At 59.7% G+C, this 26962-nt stretch carries 25 protein-coding genes; 16 read left to right on the forward strand and 9 right to left on the reverse strand.

The window, feature by feature from the left end:
• Window positions 1–280 precede the first annotated feature (280 nt).
• Window positions 281–1573, reverse strand: a complete 1293-nt coding sequence (gene aceA / locus QP994_RS06620) for an isocitrate lyase (protein WP_269965548.1) — start codon at window positions 1571–1573, stop codon at window positions 281–283.
• A gap of 487 nt (window positions 1574–2060) precedes the next feature.
• On the opposite strand from aceA, the gene QP994_RS06625 reads away from it, so the two are divergent.
• The 3 genes from QP994_RS06625 to trhO all read left to right on the forward strand — a co-directional run bounded on the left by QP994_RS06625 (window position 2061) and on the right by trhO (window position 6866).
• On the forward strand, window positions 2061–4265 hold the full coding sequence (locus QP994_RS06625) for a malate synthase G (protein WP_284865797.1): 2205 nt from the start codon (window positions 2061–2063) through the stop codon (window positions 4263–4265).
• A gap of 189 nt (window positions 4266–4454) precedes the next feature.
• Window positions 4455–5948, forward strand: coding sequence for a DUF1846 domain-containing protein (locus QP994_RS06630; RefSeq protein WP_284865798.1), 1494 nt, complete (start codon window positions 4455–4457; stop codon window positions 5946–5948).
• Between the two features lie 42 nt (window positions 5949–5990).
• A complete protein-coding gene (gene trhO, locus QP994_RS06635; protein WP_284855916.1) occupies window positions 5991–6866 on the forward strand; it encodes an oxygen-dependent tRNA uridine(34) hydroxylase TrhO in 876 nt (291 codons plus the stop codon).
• Window positions 6867–6902: 36 nt separating this feature from the next.
• Here the strand turns inward: trhO and QP994_RS06640 are convergent, their stop codons facing one another.
• The 3 genes from QP994_RS06640 to QP994_RS06650 form a co-directional block, all read right to left on the reverse strand.
• The gene (locus QP994_RS06640) at window positions 6903–7403 is read right to left on the reverse strand and encodes a hypothetical protein (protein ID WP_284855917.1); all 501 of its coding nucleotides are present in this window, start codon (window positions 7401–7403) and stop codon (window positions 6903–6905) included.
• A gap of 10 nt (window positions 7404–7413) precedes the next feature.
• Entirely contained in the window at window positions 7414–8403 is a 990-nt protein-coding gene (locus QP994_RS06645) for a universal stress protein (protein ID WP_284865799.1), read from the reverse strand.
• 102 nt (window positions 8404–8505) lie between these two features.
• Window positions 8506–8961 carry a MarR family winged helix-turn-helix transcriptional regulator gene (locus QP994_RS06650; RefSeq protein WP_284855919.1) on the reverse strand — a complete coding sequence of 152 codons (456 nt, stop codon included), beginning with the start codon at window positions 8959–8961 and terminating at the stop codon, window positions 8506–8508.
• A gap of 94 nt (window positions 8962–9055) precedes the next feature.
• Between QP994_RS06650 and QP994_RS06655 the strand changes: the two genes are divergently transcribed.
• The 8 genes from QP994_RS06655 (at window position 9056) to dnaB (ending at window position 17750) form a co-directional block, all read left to right on the forward strand.
• Window positions 9056–9421 carry a DUF5318 family protein gene (locus QP994_RS06655; protein WP_284865800.1) on the forward strand — a complete coding sequence of 122 codons (366 nt, stop codon included), beginning with the start codon at window positions 9056–9058 and terminating at the stop codon, window positions 9419–9421.
• Window positions 9422–9611: 190 nt separating this feature from the next.
• Complete coding sequence (locus QP994_RS06660) at window positions 9612–11891, forward strand: transglycosylase domain-containing protein (protein ID WP_502870023.1); 2280 nt, start codon at window positions 9612–9614, stop codon at window positions 11889–11891.
• Between the two features lie 102 nt (window positions 11892–11993).
• A complete protein-coding gene (locus QP994_RS06665; RefSeq protein ID WP_284865824.1) occupies window positions 11994–13424 on the forward strand; it encodes a glycosyltransferase family 87 protein in 1431 nt (476 codons plus the stop codon).
• A gap of 205 nt (window positions 13425–13629) precedes the next feature.
• Window positions 13630–14019, forward strand: coding sequence for a hypothetical protein (locus tag QP994_RS06670; protein ID WP_284855922.1), 390 nt, complete (start codon window positions 13630–13632; stop codon window positions 14017–14019).
• Between the two features lie 147 nt (window positions 14020–14166).
• Window positions 14167–14457, forward strand: coding sequence for a 30S ribosomal protein S6 (gene rpsF, locus QP994_RS06675; RefSeq protein WP_084576554.1), 291 nt, complete (start codon window positions 14167–14169; stop codon window positions 14455–14457).
• Window positions 14458–14629: 172 nt separating this feature from the next.
• Entirely contained in the window at window positions 14630–15211 is a 582-nt protein-coding gene (locus tag QP994_RS06680) for a single-stranded DNA-binding protein (RefSeq protein ID WP_284855923.1), read from the forward strand.
• 57 nt (window positions 15212–15268) lie between these two features.
• Complete coding sequence (rplI, locus tag QP994_RS06685) at window positions 15269–15721, forward strand: 50S ribosomal protein L9 (RefSeq protein WP_034663823.1); 453 nt, start codon at window positions 15269–15271, stop codon at window positions 15719–15721.
• A gap of 499 nt (window positions 15722–16220) precedes the next feature.
• The gene (dnaB, locus tag QP994_RS06690) at window positions 16221–17750 is read left to right on the forward strand and encodes a replicative DNA helicase (protein WP_284865804.1); all 1530 of its coding nucleotides are present in this window, start codon (window positions 16221–16223) and stop codon (window positions 17748–17750) included.
• A gap of 12 nt (window positions 17751–17762) precedes the next feature.
• Here the strand turns inward: dnaB and QP994_RS06695 are convergent, their stop codons facing one another.
• The 4 genes from QP994_RS06695 to QP994_RS06710 are packed head-to-tail and all read right to left on the reverse strand — an operon-like array spanning window position 17763 to window position 21785.
• The gene (locus QP994_RS06695) at window positions 17763–19082 is read right to left on the reverse strand and encodes an MFS transporter (RefSeq protein ID WP_284865805.1); all 1320 of its coding nucleotides are present in this window, start codon (window positions 19080–19082) and stop codon (window positions 17763–17765) included.
• 15 nt (window positions 19083–19097) lie between these two features.
• Window positions 19098–21299 carry a heavy metal translocating P-type ATPase gene (locus QP994_RS06700; RefSeq protein ID WP_284865807.1) on the reverse strand — a complete coding sequence of 734 codons (2202 nt, stop codon included), beginning with the start codon at window positions 21297–21299 and terminating at the stop codon, window positions 19098–19100.
• Window positions 21300–21353: 54 nt separating this feature from the next.
• Window positions 21354–21560, reverse strand: a complete 207-nt coding sequence (locus QP994_RS06705; protein WP_284865808.1) for a heavy-metal-associated domain-containing protein — start codon at window positions 21558–21560, stop codon at window positions 21354–21356.
• Between the two features lie 21 nt (window positions 21561–21581).
• Window positions 21582–21785 (reverse strand): hypothetical protein, encoded by a 204-nt coding sequence (locus QP994_RS06710; RefSeq protein WP_284865810.1) that lies wholly within the window; start codon window positions 21783–21785, stop codon window positions 21582–21584.
• Window positions 21786–21881: 96 nt separating this feature from the next.
• Between QP994_RS06710 and trxA the strand changes: the two genes are divergently transcribed.
• Entirely contained in the window at window positions 21882–22259 is a 378-nt protein-coding gene (gene trxA / locus QP994_RS06715; protein WP_284855929.1) for a thioredoxin, read from the forward strand.
• An 85-nt stretch (window positions 22260–22344) separates the two neighbouring features.
• Window positions 22345–23172 carry a PspA/IM30 family protein gene (locus tag QP994_RS06720; protein ID WP_284865812.1) on the forward strand — a complete coding sequence of 276 codons (828 nt, stop codon included), beginning with the start codon at window positions 22345–22347 and terminating at the stop codon, window positions 23170–23172.
• Window positions 23173–23207: 35 nt separating this feature from the next.
• On the opposite strand, the gene QP994_RS06725 is transcribed toward QP994_RS06720, so the two are convergent.
• Entirely contained in the window at window positions 23208–24446 is a 1239-nt protein-coding gene (locus tag QP994_RS06725; protein ID WP_284865814.1) for an NYN domain-containing protein, read from the reverse strand.
• A 210-nt stretch (window positions 24447–24656) separates the two neighbouring features.
• Between QP994_RS06725 and QP994_RS06730 the strand changes: the two genes are divergently transcribed.
• The 3 genes from QP994_RS06730 to QP994_RS06740 are packed head-to-tail and all read left to right on the forward strand — an operon-like array spanning window position 24657 to window position 26797.
• A complete protein-coding gene (locus QP994_RS06730; RefSeq protein WP_284855932.1) occupies window positions 24657–25031 on the forward strand; it encodes a GntR family transcriptional regulator in 375 nt (124 codons plus the stop codon).
• Entirely contained in the window at window positions 25028–25786 is a 759-nt protein-coding gene (locus QP994_RS06735; RefSeq protein WP_284855933.1) for an ATP-binding cassette domain-containing protein, read from the forward strand. Before QP994_RS06730 ends, QP994_RS06735 begins: the two co-directional genes overlap by 4 nt.
• Window positions 25787–26797 carry a hypothetical protein gene (locus QP994_RS06740; RefSeq protein ID WP_284865815.1) on the forward strand — a complete coding sequence of 337 codons (1011 nt, stop codon included), beginning with the start codon at window positions 25787–25789 and terminating at the stop codon, window positions 26795–26797.
• Window positions 26798–26962: the final 165 nt, after the last annotated feature.

Here is a 26962-nt window from a genome sequence, read left to right on the forward strand (position 1 = left end):
GGGATTGATGGTTACTGAGTTTACGCTTTTCAGTGCACGTTTTGGGGCGTGGTCAGTGTCGGGTGGGTTGTATTCGTCCTCCTTCTGGGGTTGATCCCGGCGGGAGTTGTACACGATTTTCGAAAGTTGGGAGCACGTCCTGGGAAAATAGTGATTTTGTGCACGATTTTTTAAATTCAAGTGCAGCCGACCCCCAGCCCGTCCCAGCCAGCCCTGACCAAAGCGAAAACCCGCACTACACAACGGCAGTGCGGGTTTCTAGTCAGATCAAGCTACAAGCTTAGAACTGGCCTTCCTCCGTGGAGCCCTTGAGGGCGGTGGTGGAGGAGTTCGGGTCGACGGTGGTAGCAACGCGGTCGAAGTAGCCAGCGCCAACCTCGCGCTGGTGCTTGACAGCGGTGAAGCCGCGCTCGGATGCTGCCTGGAACTCGCGGTTCTGCAGGTCGACGAACGCCGGCATGCCCTCGCGAGCGTAGCCGTAAGCCAGGTCGAACATGGAGTAGTTGAGGGCGTGGAAGCCAGCCAGGGTGATGAACTGGAAGGTGAAGCCCATCTTGCCCAGCTCCTTCTGGAACTTGGCGATCTCCTCTGCGTCCAGGTGGGAGGACCAGTTGAAGGACGGGGAGCAGTTGTAGGCGAGCAGCTGGTCCGGGAACTCAGCGTGGACGCCCTCGGCGAACTTCTTAGCCAGCTCGAGGTCCGGGGTACCGGTCTCCATCCAGATCATGTCAGCGTACGGAGCGTAGGACTTAGCACGCTCGATGCACGGCTCGACACCGTTCTTGACGTAGTAGTAGCCCTCAGCGGAACGCTCGCCGGTGAGGAACTTAGCGTCGCGCTCATCAACGTCGGAGGTCAGCAGGGTTGCAGCCTCAGCGTCGGTGCGGCCGATAACCACGGTTGGGACGTTGAGGACGTCTGCTGCCAGACGTGCAGAGGACAGGGTGCGGATGTGCTGCTGGGTCGGGATGAGGACCTTGCCGCCCAGGTGGCCACACTTCTTCTCAGAAGCGAGCTGATCCTCCCAGTGGGTACCAGCGGCACCAGCCTGGATCATTGCGCGCTGCAGCTCGTAGACGTTGAGGGCGCCACCGAAGCCGGCCTCACCGTCAGCGACGATCGGCACGAGCCAGTTGTCCACGGAGTCATCGCCCTCGACGCGTGCGATCTGGTCTGCACGGGTCAGAGCGTTGTTGATACGACGGACAACGTTCGGCACGGAGTTAGCCGGGTACAGGGACTGGTCCGGGTAGGTGTTGCCGGAGAGGTTAGCGTCACCAGCGACCTGCCAACCGGAGAGGTAGACAGCCTTCAGGCCAGCGCGGACCTGCTGAACAGCCTGGTTACCGGTGAGGGCGCCGAGGGCGTGGATGTAGGAGCCGTCGCCCTTGGTGATGCCGTCCCAGAGGATCTCAGCGCCACGGCGTGCGAGGGTCTGCTCCTCGATGACGGTGCCCTGCAGAGCCTCAACCTGCTCAGCGGTGTAGTCGCGGGTAATGCCCTTCCAGCGCGGGTTCTCGTCCCAGTCCTTCTGGATCTCCTGTGCGGTACGAGCCTGTCCTGTGGTGGTCATGTGGTCCCCTTTCTGACGGGATCTAAGTTGGAAGCTTCCACTCAACTTCGTGTTTTGGGCGTGTGCGTGGGCACAGCGCTGTAGACATGGTGAGTTGAGCCACGCCCTTGGCGTTCATGTCCAGTATCCCTATCTGTGAACCGCATAGTCAATACGTATGAGGGGTTACGTTTTTTAAGGGGGTGAGTTGGCTCGCTGTTTCTTTGTGTTCAAGTACCTTGCTTATCGACGAAACCGCAGGCCACCCCCGCTAATTTCCCCTTGTGGCGTGGGATTTTGGTGCGTGAAGGGGATTTTGTTTGGGGTGAAAAGGCGGGCAAGACGGAGCGGTTTGATTCACAAATTCGGGGGTGATGGGGGGAGCGTCGATAAGCAAAGGCTTAACGCAGGTGACCGCCATCACTAAGCTGGCTTGCACATGCCCGTGCCACAGGCACTGCCTAGAATGGGTGGGCGAACACAAAGTCTGGCTGAAAGGATCTCATTTATGACGACACCGCAATTCGAGGACCGCACCGAGCGCGTCGAGGTGGCTGGGCTGGCTGTGGCCCGCCCGCTGTATGACTTCGTGGTGGAGAAGCTGCTCCCCGAGATCAACGTTGATGCCGATAAGTTCTGGGGCGATGTTGCTAAGTACTTCGCTGACCTGACCCCGAAGAACAAGGCACTGCTCGCTCGCCGCGACGAGCTGCAGGCAACGATGGACCAGTACTACCGCGACAACCCGGGCCAGCCCGATCCGGCGGCGCACGAGGAGTTCCTGCGCTCCATTGGTTACCTCGTGGATCAGCCGCTGGACGGAGCGATCCGCACGGAGAACGTGGATCCGGAGTTCGCTTCTGTTGCTGGCCCGCAGCTGGTTGTGCCGATTACGAACGCCCGTTTTGCTATCAACGCAGCTAACGCGCGTTACGGCTCCCTGTATGACGCGCTGTACGGCACTGATGCTATCCCGACGGATGGTGGTGCTGAGCCGGGCAAGGGCTACAACCCGGTCCGCGGTGACCGCGTGATTGCGTGGGCACGTAACTTCCTCGATGAGGCTGTGCCGCTCGAAGGCGCATCCCACGCTGACGTGGACTCCTACGAGATTGCGGAGGACGGCTCCCTCAAGATCGTGTCTGAGGGCAACGAGGTCTCCCTGAAGGACCCGGCAGTGTACCTCGGCTACCAGGGCTCCAAGGATGCGCCGACCGGTATTGTGCTGCGCCACAACGGCCTGCACATCATCATCAAGATCGATCGCGAGCACCCGGTGGGCAAGACCGACCGCGCTGGCGTTGCTGACGTGGTGCTGGAGTCCGCTGTCACCGCGATTATGGACTTTGAGGATTCCGTCGCTGCTGTTGACGGCACCGATAAGGCTGGCGCATACGAGACCTGGTTCGGCCTGAACCGCGGCGACATCTCCGAGACCGTGACCAAGGGCGACAAGACCTTTGAGCGCACCCTGGCAGATGACGTCACCTTCACCGCCAAGGATGGCTCCGAGGGATCCCTGCACGGTCGTGTGATGATGCTGTGCCGCAACGTTGGCCACCTGATGACTACGCCGGCGATCCTCGTGGACGGCGAGGAGGTGCCGGAAGGTCTGCTCGACGGCATCATCACCGTCGCCGCTGCTATCCCGGGTCTGCGCGAGGGCAATGCCCGCGGTAACTCCCGCGTTGGCTCTGTCTACGTGGTGAAGCCGAAGCAGCACGGTCCGGATGAGGTCGCTTTCACCAACGAGATCTTCGACCGTGTCGAGGAGATCCTGGGTCTGCCGAAGCACACTGTCAAGGTGGGTGTCATGGACGAGGAGCGTCGCACCTCCGTCAACCTGGACGCCTGCATCATGGCTGCTGCTGACCGCCTGGTGTTCATCAACACCGGCTTCCTGGACCGCACTGGTGATGAGATCCACACTGCGATGCAGGCCGGCCCGATGGTCCGCAAGGCAAACCTGCAGACTGCACCGTGGAAGATCGCTTATGAGAACCACAACGTTGACGCTGGTATCGCTCACTCCCTGCCGGGCCGCGCCCAGATTGGTAAGGGCATGTGGGCAGAGACGGATCACATGGCTGCTCTGCTGGAGAAGAAGATTGGCCAGCCGCGTGAGGGTGCAAACACCGCATGGGTTCCGTCCCCGACCGGCGCTACCCTGCACGCCACCCACTACCACCAGGTAGATGTTCACGCTGTTCAGGATGAGCTGCGTGCCGCTGGCCGCCGTGATTCCCTCAAGGGCCTGCTCACCGTCCCGGTCAGCACCGAGGGCGATGTGTGGTCTGATGCAGAGAAGGCTGAGGAGCTGGACAACAACTGCCAGTCCATCCTGGGCTACGTGGTCCGCTGGGTTGAGCAGGGTGTTGGCTGCTCCAAGGTGCCGGACATCCACGATGTGGACCTGATGGAGGACCGCGCAACGCTGCGTATTTCTTCCCAGCTGCTGGCTAACTGGCTCGTCCACGGTGTTATCACCGAGGACCAGGTGCTGGATTCCCTGAAGCGCATGGCTGTGAAGGTCGACGAGCAGAACGCGGGCGACCCGAACTACCTGCCGATGGCCGCGGACTACGACAAGTCCATCGGTTTCCAGGCTGCGAAGGACCTCATCTTCAAGGGCACCGAGTCCCCGTCTGGTTACACGGAGCCGATCCTGCACGCGAAGCGTCGTGAGTTCAAGGCTGCACACGGCCTTGCTTAAACAGCCCTAGGGCTGTTTAAGCAAGCAAAAGCACGGGTCCAGGCCTTAAGCAAGGATTGAGGCTTAGAGCTCAGAGCCCAGGTTGCCGTCTACCTGCGAGAATTTTGCGCAGGTAGGTGTCAGCCTGGGCTCTTTTGCGTTGCGTGCGTGTAGTCTTTAGTGCCGATAGCTACGACGCGAGGAGGGACCATGGCGTACTCAGTGGGGTTCGACCGCCAGAAATACATCGAATTGCAGTCGGAGCACATCTCCAAGCGCAGAGAAGAAATCGGCGGCAAACTCTACCTTGAGATGGGCGGAAAGCTTTTCGACGATCACCATGCCTCCCGTGTCCTCCCCGGCTTCACCCCGGACAACAAAATCGCCATGCTGGAGCGCATTAAGGACGAAGTTGAGATCGTCGTGTGCGTGGCCGCGCCGGACCTCGTACGCCAAAAAGTGCGCGCTGACCTGGGCATCACCTACGAAGATGAGGTTCTAAGGCTTATCGACGTCTTCCGGGAACGCGGCTTCTTAGTCGAGAACGTGGTGATCACTCAGTACGAAGCCGGCGCCGAGCAGGCGGACATGCTGCGCGAGAAGCTGGAGCGCTTGGGCCTGACCGTGCTACTGCACCGCGTCATCCCCGGTTACCCGAATGACATCGCGCGCATCGTGTCACCGGAGGGTTTCGGCCGCAATGAGTATGTGCAGACCAGCCGCGATGTTGTGGTGATGACCGCGCCGGGCCCGGGCTCCGGCAAGCTGGCTACTTGCTTGAGCCAGGTGTACCAGGACAACCAGCGGGGCACGAAGGCCGGCTACGCCAAGTTTGAGACGTTCCCGATCTGGAACCTGCCCTTGGAGCACCCGGTGAACCTGGCCTATGAGGCGGCGACGGTGGACTTGGATGATAACAACGTCATTGACCAGTATCACCTCGCCGCCTATGGCGAGCAGGTCTCCTCCTACAATCGTGATATTGAGGTCTTCCCGCTACTCAAAGCCTTGTTAAAGGAGGCCACGGGCACGGAGCCGTACCAGTCCCCCACTGACATGGGTGTGAACATGGCTGGCTACTGCATCTCCGATGATGCGGCGTGCCGGCATGCGGCAGAACAGGAGATCATCCGCCGTTTCCTGATTGCGCAGGTGGATTTCCGCCGCGGTGACGTGGATGAGCAGGTGCCGGTTCGTGCTGCCAACGTGATGCGGAAAGCGGGTTTGACCGTGGCGGACCGCCCAGTGGTGGCGCCGGCTCTCGATGTCGCGGAGACCACCGGTAACCCGGGCGCGGCGCTGGAATTGCCGGACGGCACGATCGTGACCGGTAAGACCTCCGATCTGCTTGGTCCTTCTGCAGCAGTGCTGCTCAACGCGCTGAAAACGCTGGCCGGTATCGCCGATGAGGTGCACTTGCTTTCCCCCGATGCGATTGAGCCGATCCAACGCCTGAAAACCCAGTACCTGGGTTCGCGCAACCCGCGCTTGCATACTGATGAGGTGCTCATCGCTCTGTCCACCTCCGCGGCGGAGGATGATAACGCCCGCCTGGCGCTGGAGCAGCTTCAGTCCCTGCGGGGTTGTGATGCGCACATCACCACTATCTTGGGGTCCGTGGATGAGGGGATCTTCCGCTCCCTCGGTGTGCTGGCCACAACGGAGCCGCAGTACTGGCGTAAGGCGTTGTACCACCGCCGCTAGGTGCAATTTCCAGCCACGGCGCGAACTTCTTAGACTGGATGCATGCAAGAAAAGATCCTGCTCTACTACCAGTTCCGCCCCATCGCTGACCCGGAGGCGGTGCGTCTGTGGCAGCGGGATCTCTGCGAAGGCTTAGGGCTATTTGGCCGTATCATCATTTCCCCCGACGGCATCAACGGCACCGTCGGTGGGGACATGGATGCCTGCAAGACCTACGTGCGCAAAACCAAGGAGTACTTCCGCGGCATTGAGTTCAAGTGGTCCGAGGGCGGCAAGGCAGACTTCCCGAAACTCAGCGTGAAAGTGCGCGATGAGATTGTCACTTTCGGTGTGCCGGAAGAATTGCGTGTGGATGCATCGGGGGTCGTCGGTGGCGGCCGCCACTTGAAACCGGAAGAGGTCAACGAACTCGTGCAAAAGCGCGATGACGTTGTCTTTTTCGATGGCCGCAATGCGTATGAGGCAGAGATTGGCAAATTCAAAAACGCCGTTGTGCCCGATGTGAACACCACGCACGACTTCATCGCGGAGCTGGAATCCGGCAAGTATGACTGGATGAAAGACAAGCCGGTCGTGTCCTACTGCACCGGCGGTATCCGCTGCGAGATCTTGTCATCGCTGATGATTAACCGCGGCTTCGAAGAGGTCTACCAAATCGACGGCGGCATCGTCCGCTACGGCGAGAAGTTTGGCAACCAGGGCCTGTGGGAAGGTTCCCTCTACGTCTTTGACAAGCGCATGCACACTGAATTCGGCCCCGAAAATGACCCGGATTTTGTGCAGCTCGGTCACTGCGTGCACTGCGGTGCGCCCACGAACCAGCACTACAACTGCGTTAACGAGCCAGAGTGCCGGCGCCAGTACCTGAGCTGCCCGGGCTGCCGCGAAAAGCAGCCGTACTGCACAGATTGTTGCTAGCTGGCCTTATTGTTCTAGTTCGCCGTTTACGGCCAGCTAGGCGCTATCGGTTGCCAGGATCCCGATGGTGATGGTCAGCCACCACATGGCAAAAGGCACGATGGGTAGCCAGAACACGCCCATCCATGGCATCCAGCGCTCGTAACGGTTGAGTTTGCGCACCATGATGATGGCGCAGCCGATGATGCCGGCGACTGGTGGGATGGAACTGACCACGGCCCAGATGGTGCGCCACGTGGCGGTGCACAGCCAGGTGGCCTCCCCTGCTTCGCACAGGGGGCCGCCCGTCATGCGAGAGATGAGGGCGAGGATCCCGGCCACGAGAAAGGTGGCAGCCACGATGCCACCGGCGAACCAGAGCGCCTGCTTCGTGGAGGCTTCATTCCGGGCGTTGACCTCTTTCGGGTCAGGCTGGTCCGCAAACTCTTCCAAGCTGTGTGGCTCCGGGCGGAGTTTATTGTGGTAGTCCGCTGAATCATGCAGGTCATTTTCTGGGTGACCAGGAGCGAAACCGGGACGATTCTCATGGGAAGCCATGAGTGTGAGTCTATCCCCGCAAGACAATAACTGGAACTGGGGCGTAGCTCAGGAATTCTGCTGTGTGCGGTCCGACGTGGACGTAGCCAGGACGAATCTTGGATTGTGGTGAGGAGTCAACGAAGAGAAGGTCCCCCTTCTTCCACTTCTGGGAATCCACAACGGTGCGCCAGCCTTCGCCAGCACTGACCAAGGTTTCTACCTCAAAGTTCTTCAGCTCCGCGTGGGGGTCCTTGATATTCAGGTCCCGGGCCACATTCAGCCCGACATCCCAGGCGCGGTCGAGGAGGGCGAGGGAGGCTTCATTCCATTCGTCGACAAGCGGGCGATGGGTGAGATCATCGTCGAAGTTGTACGTTTCCTCCGGCGAGAAAGCCATGATGCGCAACTCCACATCAAGCGTGAGCGCGAGCGCGGCAGCGAGTCCGATGCCTCGTGCGGAGCTGCGCGCGGCTTCCTCTGTGTCCAAGAAGGCGAAGTTCACGCGCGTGATGCCCTTCTTGGCCAGCTTGGCGCCGCGCGGAATAATGCCCACCGAGGCGGGTGCTGAACGCATCACAATATCCGCCGCCGATGCGGCAACAAAGCGGCCTAACGCGGCCTTCGGTTTGGAGCCGAACAGAACAAGGTCCGCATCGAACCTCTTAATCTCCTCTTTGAGTAGCCTGTTACGTGGCTTTCCATCGCGGAAAACCATGAACTCCTTGTCCCACGCGCGACTAGGTACGTGGTGTTTCATTGCTCGGCGCACGTCCTGAGTGCGCTCATCCAGGGTGTTCTCAAACCACTTCTTGTATTTCTTGCTCGACGTGGAACGGAATTGCGACCACGGGCGCGGTTCAGTGGTAATCACCCTGATCTCTGCGGGAAGGGACTGCGCGAGCCACCCCGCCAAATGCACTGCTTCTTCCCCGGACTGATCCCAGCTCACGGCGATGCGTAAAGGGCGCTCGCTGCCTTTCGACGACAGAAGCGCTGGCAAATACGAATGTTTGGCCATGTGCTGGAAGGGATCGACGGGGGAAAATCAGGGTAAAACTACCTAAATCTTATCCACCCCAAGAACCATGTGCCAGAAGGTCCCCCACTGAGGCTTCGCTGCCTAGGCCAAGTTGTTGGTGGTGTACAGCTCCGAGAGCTTCTCGAACACAGGGATGCTGTCCTTGAGCAGCTGGAGGTCCTCAGCATCCAAGGTGGCAAGCATCTCCGTGACGTACTTGGTGCGCTCCTCGGCCACACGGTCATATTCCTTGCGGCCGATCTCGGTGATTTCCACCCGAACACCACGGCGATCTTCCTCATCGCGGACACGGTGGATCAGATCACGCTGTTCGAGCTGGTGCAAAGTGTTGGAGGCCGTTGGCATACGAATGCCTTCCTCCTGCGCGAGCTGGCTAATGCGCATCGGACCGGATTCAATGAGCCGCTCCATGATGGACAACTGCGGGCCAGTGAGATCAGACTGCTGTGCGATACGGAAGTAAGCCACGTACAGCTTGGTCAAAAACGGTCGTACCTCGGCCGCGATCTCGTGCGCAACATCCACTTTGTTGATCATGCCCACTATCGTAGGCAATTCGTGCGAATAAATGCTATTTTCCGGTGTAATTTTGTGCATTAAAGTTTGCAGGATTGGAGTACACTCGCCCACCGTGTTTCGTCTCAGCGCTGAAGTGTCCCACGAGTGGGAGCGTCGCATGACTTTGCGCGACTTCCATGCGGGCCGAATCCCTCAAGCTGAGCTTTGCGACGCGGACTTTTTACTCAAAGCCGCCGCCGAACACCACGGAACTGACTCGCCCCGCCCCTGCTCTATCTGCGAATCAGTCATGCAAGATGTTCTGTGGATCTATGGCGACAACCTAGGTCGCCGCTCTGGGACCGCACGCAGCGAGGCGGAGATTGATGAGATCACGGCGCAGGTAGGCCCTATTACTGTCCACCGGGTGGAAGTGTGCAGGCACTGCGGTTGGAACCATTTGCTCACTGAAGCGCGGGCGGAACCATACACAGCGTAGTGGCTTTGGTGGTTCCCCTGGTGCTGTGATTTCAGGTTGAAACAACTACCCTGAAGTAATCTGACCTTAAATGTGTCCTACACAGTCCTGAATACTTCTCATAGGCAGGAAGAGCACTCCATTGTCACGCGAATCTGATTCCCGTAACTCCCGCAACTCGCAGGGTGCCCACGCACGCAAGGGCGCGAGCATGCGCAACGAGGGGCCGAAGCGCGCCGGCGCTAGCGGCAACTCTTCAGCGACGCCGAAGAAAGCGGCGAAGAAGGTTGTGAAGAAAACGGTGAAGAAGACCGTGAAGAAAACAGCGAAGAAGGCAACGACCGGCGCAGCAGCCGCGGGTGGCGCGAAGGCGACGAAGAAAAACGAGAAGAGCTCTGGTTCCAAAGGCAGCCGTGCAAAACAGTGGTGGGCAGCGTTAGCTCTGGCGCTCGTCCTCGTGCTGGCCGTGCCGTTGACTGTTTTTGGTGTGAACTACGCGCGCGCTGACCTGCCCGCACCGGACGAGATCCAAACCGCGCAGATCTCCACCATCTTCGCGTCTGACGGTTCGACGGAGCTGGCACGCCTTGTTCCGGCTGAAGGTAACCGCCAGCAGGTCACCCTTGATCAGGTGCCGGAGCATGTGCAGAACGCTGTGCTCGCGGCGGAGGACCGTGACTTCTGGGATAACTCCGGTTTCTCCTTCACCGGTTTTGGTCGCGCGTTGCTTGGCCAAATCACTGGTAATGCTTCCGCCGGTGGTGGTTCGACGATCACCCAGCAGTATGTGAAGAACACCATCGTGGGCAATGAGCACTCCTACAGCCGCAAGTTCAACGAGCTGGTCTACTCCATCAAGATGACCCGTAACTGGTCCAAGGAAGAAATCCTGCAGGGCTACTTGAACACCATTTACTTCGGGCGTAACGCTTACGGTATTCAGGCAGCAGCCCAGGCTTACTTCAACAAGCCTGCTTCGGAGCTGACTGTTGAGGAAGGTGCGGTGCTGGCCGGACTGATCCAGCTGCCCAGCCAGTTGGATCCCTGGAATAACCCGCAGGAGTCGGAGAACCGCTGGAACTATGTGCTTGACGGCATGGTTGCGGAGGGCTGGTTGAGCCCCGAGGAGCGCGCCGGGGCGCACTTTCCGGAAACGCGTGATCCAGCCACCTACTCCGCATACACGGAGGCAACGGGCGCGAACGGCCTGATTAAGAACCAGGTGATTGAGGAACTTTCCCACATTGGTATCACCGAAGATGATGTGACCAACCGTGGCCTGCAGATCACCACCACCATTGACCCAGTGGTGCAGCAGAACATCCTGGACACAGCGGAGGCACAGATGGCGCCGCTGCAGGAGGATGCGCGGACTGGTGTGGTGGCGATTGATCCGTCGACAGGCGCTGTGCGCGGCTACTACGGTGGCGACGATGCTTCCGGCTGGGACTACGCAAACGCGGGCCTGCAAACCGGCTCGACGTTCAAGATCTTTGGCCTGGCTGCTGCGCTACAGCAGGGTATCCCGCTGTCGGCTGTGTATGACTCCTCCCCTGTCACCGTGGGTAATGCGCGCATTACTAATGACGGCGGCGGTGGTGGCGGCATGACCACCATGGCTGAGGCGATGAAGAACTCCTACAACACGTCCTTCATCCGCATCCAGTCTGACCTGGACAACACCACCTATGACACCGCTGACACCGCCCATGCTCTGGGTGTGGCGCGCTCGCTGCCGAACATTCCGGAGACTCTCCGTGAGCCGGACGGTAGCCAGCCGTATGACGGCATTATCTTGGGCCAGTACCAGTCCCGTGTCATTGACATGGCTACCGGCATGGCTACCTTGATCAACCGTGGTGTGTGGCACCCAACCCACTTTGTGCAGCGCGTGACGTCTGCTGACGGTGAGGTGCTCTACGAGTTTGATCCGGAGTACAAGGAACGCCGTATCTCCGGCCAGGTAGCGGATAACGTTATCCAGTCCATGCTGCCCATCGCCGGCTGGTCTAACTCCGCCCTGGCGGGTGGCCGCCCGAGCGCCGCCAAGACCGGTACCGCCCAGTTTGGCAATACCGGTGGCACGAAGGACGCCTGGATGGTCGGCGGCACCCCTGAGTTGGCTGTGGCTGTGTGGGTGGGTACCGCGGACAACACGTCCCGCATCTACAACGCGTGGGGTGGCAACATGTACGGCTCTATGACTCCGGGCTCCATTTGGAAGGGTGTGCTGGACAGCTCTTTGGCCAACACGGACTTCCAGCAGTTCCCCACCGCCACCCCGATCAACTGGGGCGTGAACCCGTACACCGGTGGCACGTACCCGATCACTCCGATTTACACGAACCCCTCTGGGCCGTCTGAGTTTGATCCGTCGGAAAGTGAGGACGCACCGGATCAAGCTCCTGAGCCCGCACCGGAAGCACCACCAGCCCCGGCGCCGATACCTGACCTGGACCTCGGAGACTTGTTAGACGGCCTAGTGGGTTAGGGGATTTAAGTGACAAAGGGATGGGCACATCCAGTTGACCGCGTACAACCTGCGCGGACGGAGCCAATCGCGCAGGGAGTGGTCGCCGCGCTCGGCGGCCCGATGGGGCGCTTCGCCCAGATCGGTCGTGGTCGCTGGTGGACACCATTGCGCGCCATCATCGCGGTTGCCTGGGTGTTTCTCGCGCTCGGTGCACTGGCCAAATCAAACTGTGCGCGGGGCAAGCTTATTGATGGCGCTATGCATCTCAATTGGGACGGCAACCGCCAGTACACCTCCTTTTGCTACAACGACATCGTCCCGCTTTACGGCGGGCGTGGGCTTGACCAACCAGGTTTTGTCTACGACTACTCGTGGGTTGAAGGTGACTTGACCCGGTACATGGAGTATCCGGTTCTCGCTGGTCTTTTCCAGGGGGTCATGGGTTGGATTGCGCGCACGACCTACCCGCTCATGGACTGGGCGTTGCCAGAATCCGGTTGGTACTTCTACCTCACCGCGTTTGTCATGGCTGTGATCTGGGTGGGTACGGCGCGCATGGTTGCGGAACTCGCCGGTAACCGCATTTGGGACACGATCCTGGTGGTGGCCTCTCCCCTGCTGATCGTGCATGCGTTTACGAACTGGGATATTCCCTCCATCGCGTTCATGGTTGGTGCTCTTCTGGCGGCGCGCAATAAGAAGTTCTGGTTGGCCGGCGTGCTCATCGGCTTTGGTACCGCCTTCAAGATGTGGCCACTTTTCCTGCTCGGCGCCTACCTTGTTATTGCGCTGCGGAAGAAAAACTTCGTGCCTTTCTTGCAGATGCTCGCCGCCACAGTCGTGTCCTGGCTTGTGGTCAACGTGCCCATCATGCTGCATAACTACGATGCCTGGCACGAGTTCCAGCGTCTCAACACCGAACGCGGCTGGGAGTGGACCACGATTTACGCCGTGATCTCCCGTGCCTTCGGCTGGACCGGATTCGACTCGGGCGATGGCGCACCGGTCATTTTGAATGCGGTGACGCTGGCGTTGTTCCTCGCTGGATGCCTCTTTGTTCTCATCGCTGGATTGAAGGCGCCGCAAATACCGCGCGTGGCTGAGCTTTTCGTCCTCATCGTCGGGTTTTTCTTGCTCTTCAACAAGGTGTGGAGCCCCCAGTACTCTTTGTGGCTCGTTGTTCCGGCGGTGCTCGCTCTGCCCCACTGGCGCCTGCTGCTCACATGGATGACGGCGGACATGCTCGTCTGGCCGATTCTCATGTGGCACATGATGGGCACCGATAACCTTGGCCTGCCCGGCGCCGCACTCAATATCATCGTGCTTATCCGTGATGCACTGATCGTGGCCATCATGGTGCTTGTCGTCCGCCAAATGTACGGCCGCCGCCCCGACAAGGTCCGCGACGCGCACTACGGCTGTGACCCGCTACTCACCACACCAGCTGATTGGGAGGAGGCTAAACAACAATGGGAACCGCAACCATCCTTGGAATTTGCTCCATCTTCATCGCTTTCGCCCTCTTCGGTGCCTGCTTCTGGGCAGTCGTGAAAAAGAAGCCGGTTGGCCTCGCCGTCACGTTGGGCATCCTGGCGTTCATCTTCATGACGATCCTGCCAGTCTCCCTCGCCGTCTTCTTCGCGGCGCCGAACCCCTAAGGGTCGGTTTGACTATGTCACGCTGCGCCCGGCAAAAGCCCAGGTCACCTTCTCTCGCTTGAGCGCATAGTCAAACTGAGTCGGTACGGTGGGGAGGCATGAAGAAACTATCGACGATTGCCATTGCCCCCACCCTCCTCTTCCTCACCGCATGCGGCGGCGCTCAAGAGCCTGCCACCACGACGGAGACAACGACGCAAACTGCGACTGAAACAACCGTTGTGCAGCCGGACACACCCGCTCAGGATGCCCCGCAGCGTGAGCTGCCTTCCGCGGTCAGCGGATACACCGAGAAGGCAGAGGCCGAGCTTATCGACGAAGGCGTGACCAAAGACGACGTCGACCGCGTTCTCACTGCTGCCCTGAACAACGATCCCGGGGTTGAGATCGAGTGGGACGATGACGGCTACTGGGAGATTGAACTGGGCGCCATTGACATCGACATTGATCCAAATGGGCTCGTCGTGGATGTGGATAGGGATGACTAGGGTCCCGTGGGCGTCGATAAGCAATTTCTCCCTGCTTATGCCCTGGGGTACGCTGGTGGGGTTGCTTGACGTAAGCGACCCTCCTGCCACTGCCACAAGGGCGGTGGCCGACATCATTGAAACGACCATAGGAGGTGATGAGGTCCCGTGCGTCACTACGAAGTAATGATCATCTTTGACCCGAGTCAGGATGAGCGCACCGTCGCCCCGTCCCTGGACAAGTTCCTCGAAACTGTCCGCAAGGATAACGGCAAGGTGGAAAATGTTGATATCTGGGGCAAGCGCCGCTTTGCCTACCCGATCGACAAGAAGGAAGAGGGTGTCTACGCAGTAGTCACCCTGGATTGCGAGTCCGAGACCGTTCAGGAGCTCGACCGCCGTCTGAACCTGAACGACAACATTCTGCGAACCAAGGTTCTGCGCACCGACAAGAAGTAAGCGCGAACTTTTAGAACGAGGCTTCTTTCGTGCCGGTATACACCAGTGCAAAAGGGCTAAAACCCCAGCACATGGGCAATGTTCACCCTAGGTTATATGCTTGGGTGTGAAAGAAAACCAGCACAACTACATGGACTCATTCGCATAAAGGTAAAGGTAAGGACGAAACATCATGGCACAGGGCGAAACTCCAATCACCGTCGTAGGCAACCTCGTTGCTGATCCGGAACTACGCTTCACGCCGGCTGGCGTGGCCGTAGCTAACTTCCGTATCGCATCCACTCCCCGCACGTACAACCGTGACACTGGTCAGTGGGACGATGGGGATGCTTTGTTCCTGACATGCAATGTGTGGCGCGGTGCCGCCGAGAATGTCGCTGAATCCCTGACCAAAGGCATGCGCGTCATTGTTAATGGCCGTCTGCGTCAGCGTTCCTACCAGACCCGCGAAGGCGAAAACCGCACGGTATTTGAGGTCGAGGTCGACGAGGTCGGCCCGTCCCTGAAGTACGCTTCTGCTTCCGTTTCCCGGAACCCGCGTGAGGGCGGTTCCGGCGGCGGCTTTGGCGGTAACCAGGGCGGCCAGCAATTCCAGAACAACCAGAACACTGGTGGTTTCGGCGGTCAGAGCCAGGGCGGCCAAGGCCAGGGCAATCAGTCCCAGGGTGGCCAGAATCAGCCCGCGAATGATCCGTGGAACTCCGCTCCTCCCGCCGGTGGATTCGGCGGCATGGACGATGAGCCCCCGTTCTAAAGACGCAGCATTTCAAGTACAACGAACATCTTTCACGAAAAGGAAGGGTAAGGATTCATGAAACTGATCCTCACCGCTGCCGTTGAGAACCTTGGTGAACCCGGCGATATTGTCGAGGTCAAGGACGGCTACGGACGTAACCTTCTGCTCCCCCGCGGCCTGGCCATCGTGGCTACCCGCGGTGCTGAGAAGCAGATTGAGGACATCAAGCGTGCCCAGGAGCAGCGCTCTGTGCGCGACCTGGAACACGCGAAGGAGCTGCGTGATCAGCTCGACCAGCTGCAGGGCGTGACCGTCAAGGTCCGCACCGGCAACAATGGCAAGCTGTTCGGCTCTGTGAAGCCGGCTGACATTGTCGCTGCCGTTGAGGCAGCTGGCGGCCCGGCGCTGGACAAGCGTCGCGTTGACGTACCTAAGGGTCTGGTCACCCGTACCGGTGGCTACCAGGTCAAGGTCAGGCTCCACGATGACGTGGAGGGCAAGGTGAACTTCGAGGTCGTGAGCGCTTAATACCGCTTAACGGCGATTGACAGGGCATAACCCTACATCAATCCAACGACAACAGCATTAAACGCGGGTCCCACTTGTGAGGAGTGGGGCCCGCGTTTGTTTTGTTTATGGGGTTGTGGGTTATGCACAAGCCCTGTGGATAACTAGTGGATAACTGATGATTGCAGCGTGCGAGAAGGTAACCAAAAGGTAAAATTAAGGCGATTCTCAGGTGTGAGGAGAACCTGCTGGTAGGGGTTTTATTCACCGTTTGTTGCCGTTTGAAGTTATGAATATAACCGGTTTGTACTGGATGTTTGTGGGGGAGTGTGGAAATCTTCCCGCGTTATCCACAGGTTATCCACAACTGCGGGTCGGTGCATGTGGAAACCGACGTGCACTTTGATCGAGTTATCCACAGGAGCGTGTGGATAACTGGTGTGGGCGAGGCTGTGGAAGATGGTGAGTGGCCCCGTGCGAGGTAACATCGACGGGCAATAGGGGTCAACGGAGGTTAGGTATGACGGTAGGCGGAAACACGGCCGGCAACAGCGCTGGCGGCGACACGAACGGCTTTGACGGAGAGAGCTTCGACAGCTTTGCGGACAGTGCGGTGCCACCACCGCCACCACCGCCGGAGGAGTCCGAGGCGCGGGGCGGTTCTTCGCGTTTTAAAGATCGGCCGGATCGCAGCCGCGGGTTTACTAAGGACCGCACGGACCTGGCCGAGTACCGCCAACCACCGCACGACCGGCAGGCGGAGCAAGGTGTGCTCGGTGCGATGTTGCTCAGCTCATCCACGGTGGTGGACGTGACTGAGGAGCTGCAACCGGAGGATTTCTACTACCCGGCACACCAGCTGATCTACCAGGCGATTCTGGAGCTCTATTCACAGGGCTCTGATATTGACGTGCTTATTGTCGCGGGTCGGCTCGACCGCATGGGCAATCTGGAACGCGTTGGCGGAGCGCCGTACCTGCACACGCTGATCTCCGAGGTACCTACCGCAGCCAATGCGCGGTACTACGCCGACATCGTCGCGGAAAAATCAACGTTGCGTCAGCTTGTCGACGCGGGCACGCGCGTCGCCCAGCTCGGCTACGAGGGCGGCGAAGGCATGGAAGTTGACGCCCTCGTCGACCGTGCCCAGCAGGAGATCTTCGCTGTTGCGCAGAAGCAAACGGGTGAGGATTACCGCCCGTTGTCGGAGCTGCTCAAGCCGACCGTGGATGAGCTCGCCGCCTACGAGAAGGACGGTGGTCTTGCAGCAGGCGTGCCCACCGGCTTCATTGATCTGGACCGCCTTACCAATGGCCTGCACGCCGGCCAGATGATCATCATCGCGGCACGTCCTGGTGTGGGTAAGTCCACCCTGGCCATGGACTTCGTGCGTTCGTGCTCGATCCACAATGGCTTGACTTCGGTGATCTTCTCCCTGGAGATGAGCGCTTCGGAGATTGTCATGCGTTTGTTGTCGGCGGAGACGGAGATCAAACTCTCTGCCATGCGCTCCGGCCAGATGGAGGAGAAGGACTGGGAGAAACTCACGGACCGTCTCCAGCAGATTCAAGCTGCACCGATCTTCGTGGATGATTCCCCGAACCTGACGATGATGGAGATTCGCTCCAAGGCCCGCCGACTGAAGCAGCAGCATGGTCTCGACCTCGTGGTCCTGGACTATATGCAGCTGATGAGCTCCGGCAAGAAGGTCGAATCACGCCAGCAGGAGGTCTCGGACTTCTCACGTCAACTTAAGCTTCTGGCCAAGGAGCTTGAGGTCCCCGTGATTGCTATTTCGCAGCTGAACCGTGGTCCGGAATCACGTACGGATAAGCGCCCGCAGTTGGCGGACCTGCGTGAATCCGGTTCGTTGGAGCAGGATGCGGACATCGTTATGCTGCTGTACCGCCCGGACTCGCAGGACAGGGATAATGAGCGCGCCGGTGAGGCCGACATCATCGTGGCTAAGCACCGTGGTGGCCCGATTGACACGATCGCGGTGGCGCACCAGTTGCATTACTCGCGCTTTGTCAACATGGCCCGTGGCTAGAGATAGCTAGCATCACGCCAGCGCCTTGCCACGCTGCTCCGGCAGTGTGAACGCCGCAATACCGGCGACCGCAAAAGCAGCCGCGAAAAGACCGAAGACCGCCATCGACCCACCCCAGGCCAGCACCGGCGGGACGATGAGCGGGGCAATGATGGAGCCGATCCGGCCAAAGGATGCGCCGGCACCCGTGCCGGTAGCGCGGATAGAGGTGGGGTAGAGCTCCGGGCCGATGGCGTAGAGCGCACCCCAGGCACCGAGGTTGAAGAAGGAGAGCAGACAGCCGGCAGCAATGATCTGCCACGGCGCGGCAGCTAGACCGAAAAGCACTGCAGAGAAAGCTGAACCCGCCAGGAAAGTGGACAGGGTGATGCGGCGGCCCCAGATCTCAATGAGCCACGCAGCCGCGGCGTAACCGGGCAGCTGTGCAAGCGTGATCACCAGTGTGAAGCTAAAGGAGCGCACCAGGGTAAAACCTTGATCCACCAGCAACGATGGAATCCAGATGAATGCGCCGTAGTAAGAGAGTGACACGCCGAACCAGGCGAGCCAGAAGGCTGCGGTGCGACGCCGCAAAGCCGGGCCCCAAATACCACCGCTGAATTCAGGTTTGTCTATAGCGATGGGGGAGGGGTCCACCTCCTCCACCTCCTCCAAGTCAGCTGGATCAGCCGCTGCTTCGAAGGAGGCAACAATCTCTTCGGCCTCCTCGTGTCGGCCCTTCGACTCCAAAAAGCGGACCGATTCCGGCAGGCCCATGCGCACGTAGATGGCATACAGCGCAGGTACGGCACCGAGTGCGAAGCCCCAACGCCAGCCATTCTCGCCCTGGGAGACCACGAAAGTGCCAATCACCGCCGCAAGGATCCAGCCCACGGCCCAGAAGCCCTCGAGGATGACCACCATGCGGCCACGGCTGCGGCGTGGAGCGAATTCGCTGACCAGGGTGGAGGCAACCGGAAGTTCCGCACCCAGGCCCAAGCCAACGAAGAAACGGAACACCATAAGAGCACCGACGGACCAGGCAAAAGCTGATGCGCCGGTTGCTAGACCGTAGATAAGCAAAGTGGCGGCGAAGATTTGGCGCCGACCAAATTTATCGGCCAGAAGCCCGCCCAATGTTGCGCCGATGGCCATGCCGATGAACCCGACGGAGGCGATCCAGGAGGTGGTGGATTTATCCAGGTCCCAGTGCACGGCCAGCGCCGCGATGATGAAGGACACCAGGCCAACATCCATGGCGTCAAGCGCCCACCCGATGCCGGAGCCAACCAGAAGTCGGCGATGTTTAGAAGTGACAGGCAGGCGGTCAAGCCGCTCATTACGGGTGGTCATGGCGGAAAATCTTACTCAGCCACGGCGCAGCCTCAGTGAATTGGTCACAACAAAGACAGAAGAGAACGCCATCGCGATGCCCGCCAACATCGGGTTGAGCAGCCCAAAAGCGGCCACGGGAATGAGGATGACGTTGTAGGCGAAAGCCCAGAACAGGTTGCCCTTGATGGTGCGCAGCGTGCGCCGGGAAAGGCGGATCGCATCGGCTGCGCTGCCCAGATCGTTGCCCATGAGGGTGATGTCAGCGGCCTGGATGGCTACATCCGTACCGGACCCCATGGCCAAGCCCAGGTCAGCGGTGGCAAGCGCAGCAGCATCGTTGACGCCGTCGCCGACCATCGCCACGGTTTTGCCTTGGGCTTGAAGCTTTTCCACAACCTCAACCTTCCCCGCCGGGAACACCCCCGCCGTCACACAATCCTGGTCAATTCCCACTGCTCGCGCCACAGCGTGCGCAGCACCCGGATTATCACCGGTGAGCAAGTGCGGGGTGAGGCCCAAGGAACGCAGATCCGCAATTGCTTGCGCGGATGTCTCCTTGATGGTGTCGCTCACCGCGATGACACCAGCAGCAGTGCCATCCACGGTCACAGTCACGGCAGTGGCACCTTCAGCTTCATAAGCTTCCGCTTCAGCGCCACGGCCGCGGCCAACAGTGACGCGGGAGCCACGGACAAGCGCCTGCACTCCTTGCCCTGCTTCAGAGTTGAAGCTCTGAGCCACGGGGATCTCAAGTCCGCGCTCATTCGCCGCGGTGACAATAGCCTGCGCAATCGGGTGCTCTGAGCCAGACTCCACAGCTGCCGCTAAAGTGAGCAACTCGTCCGCGCTCAACTCGGCATCTGCCGCCGGGACCACAGCATCCACCGACATGTTGCCACTGGTCACAGTGCCTGTTTTGTCCAAGACGATCGTGTCCACCTTGCGTGTGGATTCCAGGATCTCCGGGCCCTTGATCAGAAGGCCCAGCTGCGCGCCACGGCCCGTGCCCACCAGAATTGCAGTGGGTGTGGCTAGGCCCAATGCGCAGGGGCAGGCGATGATAAGCACAGCCACAGCAGCGGAGAATGCCGTCGGCGCATCGTGCCCAAGAAGCAGGTGTATCGCCAAAGTAATTAGCGAAGTAACAATCACTGCCGGCACAAAGACCCGGGAAATCCGGTCCACTAGGCGCTCAACCGGTGCCTGTCCCGCCTGCGCGTTGCGGACCAGTTCGATCATCTGCGCCCACGTGGTCTCCGAACCGATACGAGTGGCCTCAATGATCAGGCGGCCCGACAGGTTCACCGTGGTGCCGGTGACGGTGTCACCCTCGCCGACATCGACGGGGACGGATTCGCCGGTGAGCATGGAGTTGTCAATCGTCGATAAGCCTGAAAGCACCACGCCATCCGTGGCGATCTTCTCGCCCGGCCGCACCACAAAGTGATCACCGACCTGCAGCTCCCCAGCCGGAATGCGCACCTCTTGTCCGTCGCGCAGAACCGTGGCGTCCTTTGCACCCATGGTGGCCAACTCGCGCAAAGCTTCGGAGGAACGGCCCTTTGCCTTCATCTCAAACCAGCGGCCGAGCAGCAGGAACGTGATCACCACCGCGACGGTTTCAAGATAAATCGGTGGCACCTCGTGGCCAGCAGGGCCCGTGAACTGCACCCACAGGGCCCACAACGACCACACGTAGGCAGCCGTCGTGCCCAGGGAAATCAACGTGTCCATCGTCACCGCACCGTGGCGCAGGTTCGTCCACGTCGCGCGATGGAAAGGAGAACCAGTCACGAAGTACACCACCGTGGTCAGTGCCAGCGCGAGCCACTCCCAGCCTGGGAACTGGGTTACCGGAACCATCGACAGCACGGACACCGGAACGGTCAGCACCGCCGACCAGATCACAGTGCGCTTGAGCTTCTCCGTCTCCTCATCGCGAATGGCATCAACATCAGGGGTCGGCTCACCCGACTCAGTATCAGCCCCAGCGCCCGCCGACGCGCCACCGACTACAAAAGCCTCATAGCCCGCATCGCGGACCACCTGCATGAGGGCATCCGGATCCGTCAACGACGGATCAAAATCCACCGCAGCCGTCTCCGTGGAAAAATTCACCGTGGCATCCACCCCGGGAACCTTGTTCAGTTTGCGTTGCACACGCGAAGAACACGACGTACAGGTCATGCCCATCACGCCTAAATCAAGGTGGGATGGTGTGGGGGTGCTTGTCATGTCTAACTCCTAACACAGCAGCTAGACCCCGGTCAAACTAGTTCATCCAGGCGACTAAGCCAGGGTATAACCAGCTTCCGCGACTGCCTCAGCAATCTGCTCGCAGGTGAAACCGGAGCCAATGACCTCGACGTTACCCGTAGTGTGATCAGCCTTAACACTGGTCACGCCAGGGACCTCGCTGATCTCCTCTTTGACGCTGGCCTCACAGTGGGCGCACGTCATGCCGTCAACGGTAAAAACAGTTGTTTCAGTACTCATGGGATTAATGGTAGGCGTACTTTAGACGTCGATAAGCGAAAAGCCGGCATACTCAACCGCGTACTCAATCTGTTCATCCGTGAAACCTTCGCCCGTGACCTGCATAAGGCCGGCTTCCACATCAATATCCACCCCCTGCGTGCCCAGCACCTCGCTCACTTCAGACTGAAGTTTTTCAACGGACGTTGCGTCCTGCGGTCCTTCGAACCGGTAGTTCTTGGTCACGGTTGCTCCTTTTCTGCCCCGCATGGGAATGAATCGAAACTGAGTGGGGTTGAACTCACTGATAGACGTTACCCGAGCAGACGAAAAGGATTAATAATGAGCACCATTAACATTACGGAGGACACATTCACCCAGGTCATCCAAGACAATGACACCGTGATCGTGGACGCGTGGGCGAGCTGGTGCGGGCCGTGCAAGGCTTTCGCCCCGACGTTTGAGAAGGCGTCGGACAAGCACGAAGACATCGTCTTTGCCAAGCTCGACACCGAGGCTAACCAGGGGCTCGCGGCCGCGCTGCAGATCCAGTCCATCCCCACGCTTTTCGCGTTCCGTGAGGGCATTCTCCTCGGTCAGACGTCCGGTGCCATGCCGCCCGCCGCGTTCGAGGAGTTCATTCAAGCAGTCCGCGACGTGGACATGGAGCAGGTGCACCGTGACATCGCCGCGCAGAACGCACAGGAGGACGAGGCTTAAGGCCTTTTCGCTTATCGACGGAGCAGAGCATTCCCACGTAAACTCGGGAACGTATCTGCTCCCTACTTATTTAAGGACGCGCAACATGGCTAACCCGTTCAGCAAGGGCTGGAAGTACCTCATGCAATCGTTTGATTCGGCGATTGATGAGAATGCTGATCCGAAGGTCCAGATCGAGCAGGCCGCGAACGCGGCGAAGGAGCAGCACAACGCGATCACGCGCCAGGCTGCGGAGATCATCGGCCAGAAGAAGCAGCTGGAAATCAAGATGAACCGGCTGCGTGAAAACCAGACGCAGCAGCAGGAGAAGACAAAGACTGCACTGCAGATGGCGGACAAGGCCACCGCCGAGGGCGATTCCGCGAAGGCGCAGGAGTTCAACAACACTGCTGAAGCTCTCGCTGCTCAGCTGGTCACAACCGAGCAGGAGCTCGCCGACCTGACTGCGCAGTACGCGACGGCAGAGCAAGCAGCCAAGCAGGCTGAGGAAGAGCAGCGCAGGTCTGAAGCGCGCCTGGAAGAGCAGCTGGCTGAGGTCAACCGCCTCCGTGCGCAGGTTGACCAGGCAAACATGCAGGAGATGTCCGCGCAGGCAATGGACACCATTGGCCAGTTCCGTACCGATGATTCCGTGCCCACCCTCGATGGCGTGCGTGACAAGATTGAGCGCCGCTACACCACGGCACTTGGCCAGCAGGAACTTGCTGAATCCAACCCGGACAACGTCATGTCAGAGATTGAATCCGGTCAGGCCGACACCGATGTTGCTGCGACTTCCAAGCTGGCGGAAATCCGCGCGGCCATGGAGAAGGAAGCAGCTACCGCCGGCAAACTCACCCCGGGCACCGAATCGGGTGGCGCGCAGGGCGTGGAAGCCGGGCAAGAGGCCGGGCAAGAAGATGGGCAACAATAACCTAGAACGAAACCTGAATTCGGCTAGGTCTGTTTCTAGTTTTGGTTCCGCCGGATGTTGATGAGCACTGCGCGGATCCCCGAGTGAAAACCATCGCGCAAGTTGACGCGTTGGTTTTCACTCAGTGTGTACTCGTGCAGCGTTTCACAGGCGAACTGCAGAAGCGGGCGATCGATCTCCGGCGGCAAACCACCGCCGGATAGCATGTGCGCTTTATCGCGCTGCTCAGAGGAAGCCGCGTTATCGAACCACCAGGTTGCGTACTGTTGTCCCACGTCAAACGGTGTTTGGAACCCGGAAGAGGTCCACACTTCCTCCGGCAGCGGGACATAACGGGAACGCAGCTTCCGGCGTGGTGCCATCATGGACGGCTTCGGTGTGTGTGCCGCGCCAGTGTCGCTTGTGGTTTCAGCCAGCTGTGCTGGTGATGGTGCCGGCTTAGGCGCCGGCGCCGGTTCGGGTGATGGCTCAGGCGCCGGAGTGGTGGAAACCTCAGGAGTCTCGGGAGCCGGTTCGTTTTCAGGTTTGGCCATAGGCTCCGCCGCAGATGGTTCCGTAGACTCCTCGCAGGGTTCTTCAACGGGGAGGGGAGCGGCCTCCGGGTCGTCGACAAGCTGAGCAGACAGTGGCTGCTCACCGTCGGGGCGAGGGATGTCGCACATGCCCTCGTTGTCTTCCATTTCGGCATCCGCGAGTGGACGTTCGCGGATGCTCGGCGGGAGGGGGCCTTCAAGGATTTGAAGTTGCATCGCGTCGGCGAAATCCTCGCGTGGGTCCAGGATCGTCGTCGTGTCACACGCGTGGCGTAGGGCAGAGGACATGGAATCCCAGCCGAAGCCATAAAGGTGTACGCGGATGCCGGCGTTGGTGGCTTCCTCGACGCCTGGGATCATGTCCGCATCTCCACTGACTAGCACGAAATCGGTGTATTGCCCGCGCATGGCATTGACCACGATGTCAGCAACCAGGCGGGTATCCACACCTTTTTGTGTGCGACGTTCACCCCACTCAATGAGTTGACCGGTGCGTAGCTGAACGCCGTCGCACGTGCGCAGTGCGCGCTGGTAGCGGTGCGGGCCCGAGTCGGGGATGCCGTCGTACCAGTACTGACGGTGAATCGGCTGATCAAGCTGCTGCGTGATCATGCCGGAAAGATTGGCAACGACCTCTGGGAGGTCAATTTCTAATTGAGACCGTGCTCCTGTCTCCCACGAGTTGTAAAAGCTCGCGAGTAGATAAGACGTGTCCACAAAGACGAGTGTGCGTTCAAGCATGGCTCCTGATTTCCGTATCTATTCATGTAGCTAAAAAGTTTTGTCGTCCACCCAGTGTGCCTGACTTGCGTGGGTCTCGCTAAGAAATCTCGTTGACCAGCTCTGAGCGGGCCCACATAGGTGGCTTCTGCCCTGTTCAACGCACTTCAGCGCCAAAAAATTCTCATGCTTGTATGGTTGGTTACGCAACTGACTAACCGGAGGTGTTTCGTGGGCAATGACGCTGAGCCGTTATTCCTTCAGATCGCTCGTCTCATCCAGGAGCAGATCATGGACGGTGAACTCGAACCTGGGCAGCGCGCTCCCTCAACGAATGAGCTCGCCGCATTCCACAGCATCAATCCCGCCACCGCGCGCAAAGGGCTGAGCTTGCTTGTCGACGCCGGAGTCCTTGAAAAACGCCGCGGCATCGGGATGTTCGTCACCGACGGTGCGCGGGAACGCATCGTGAGCACGCGCCGCGAGGACTTCGCCGGCGACTACATCGCACCGCTTATCGACGAAGCCCTCCGCCTGACCTACTCCCGCACCGACCTCCACGACCTCATCGACCGCGTCGCAGAAAGCAGAGGAATGTACCAATGACCATTCACGTCTCACGTTTGGCTCACAGCTTTGGCAAAACCGATGTCCTGCGAGGCGTCACCGTGGACTTCGGTCCCGGTATCCACGGCCTTCTCGGCCGCAATGGTGTGGGCAAGTCGACGCTGCTGAACATTTTCGGCGGACAACTCAAACCAGAATCTGGCACGGTCGAGGTCTTTGGCGAGCGCCCCTTCGACAATGCCCGCGTCATGGATAACACCTGCCTGACCGGTGTGGACACTGCGTATCCGGGCTCGTGGTCCGGCACTGATGTGATCAAAGGCGCGCAGCTGCGTTACCGCACGTGGGACCCAGCGCTTGCCGACGAGCTCATCGCCGATTTCGTCATGGGCGGTGCCCTGAGCACCCGCTACGACAAGCTCTCCCGCGGGCAGCGTGCCATGGTCGCCATCATCATCGGGCTCGCATCGGGTACTGAGCTTTTGCTTCTCGACGAACCCTATGTCGGCCTCGACACCCACAACACGGACGTCTTCTACCGCCATCTTCTTGCCCAGGCTGATTCCGGCCGGACGATTGTGATGGCCACGCACCATATCGACGATGCGGCAAAAGTCCTGGATGATGCGGTGATCTTGGGGCGTGATGGGGTCGTGCTCAAGCAATGTGCCCCTGAGGATGCTGATGAATTCGCTGTCGCGGGCCCGGAACTCGTACCTCTTAGCGACGCCCCGCGTCATGCCCGCGCCGCCACCTTTGACGACCTCATCGAGCACTACCTGGAGGTGTCCTAGATGAACACGAGCCTGCTCGGATATTTCCGCCACCAACTTGTCGCAGCACCGCTGACGCGTCTGATCTGGATGCTCCCGATATTGGCGATGCTCGCTTCCGGGCTGTTTTACGTCGAACGTGAGTCGCCTACTGCTGTCATCTTCGGCCCAATGATGCTGACAGTGTTCATGATCGGGACATTGTCGTTGGAGGACACCGCCTATACGGCGTACGGAATGCCGAAGTCGCGCGCGAGAAAGCTAACCGCGATGGCGGTCGTGCCCGCGGTACTGTTCGGTGCTTCGATTGCACTATTCGCACGCCCGGACTGGGTCGGCATCGCGGGCGCACTCGTGGCACTGGTGTCGGGTTTGCTCTTCGGTTCGCAGTACACGGCCGGCAATGCGGTCGATAGCGACCGGGAGGCGGGTTCGCGCATCGGTCGTGGCAGCTTCGAATTCGAATTGATCTTCAAACCGCAGCTGCTGTGGGCACTCGGTGTGGCCATTGCGCACTGCATCTTCCTGTACCTGTCGGACTTCATCGGCAATGACAGATTTCGCCTGCTCTTCGGTGGTATACCGATCATCGTTTGGTACTCCGCTTACTGCATGCAGGGGATCGGCATCCCCGGTCCGGCAACGGGCGCGAGCTACGGCGTGCCGCGCCGGCGCTGGCTGGTCTTGTCATGGGCGGCTGCGCTGGTCTCGGTCGCGGCGTATATCGGCGTGGCTGCTCTGGCATCGCCATCCGAGTTCTCCTGGGCTGCAGTGATCACCATCGGTGCCGGCGGTTGTGCCAGTGCCATCATCGGCGCCGCAGTGAAGATCTGGCGCACGGAAGTGGGCATGGTCCCCGGCTACCTGATGTTCTTCATTGCCAATGGGGCATCCAATGCCCAAGGCTTCCGCGACGGCGCAGTCATCTTTGCACTGGTGACAGCCGGAATCCTCGCGTTGATCGGCATTGTCATTCAGGCTGGGTATCTCTTGGGTTCAATCAGCCCGAAACATGCTCAAAAGAACCTTTAAACAACATGACTTAACCAGGGGATTTGTGTTGTTGGTTGGGTGTGTGTAGTTTTGTGTGAGTCAGCGTGACCGACAACGCCCCGCCGGACAGTCTGATTGGGACTGGGTTTTGGTGAGATGGCGGTAGGAAAACGAGCGTTGATGGTTCCTTTCATGTGATCCGCA

It is taken from the genome of Corynebacterium sp. MSK044, from assembly GCF_030232825.1.
Classification (GTDB): Bacteria; Actinomycetota; Actinomycetes; order Mycobacteriales; family Mycobacteriaceae; genus Corynebacterium.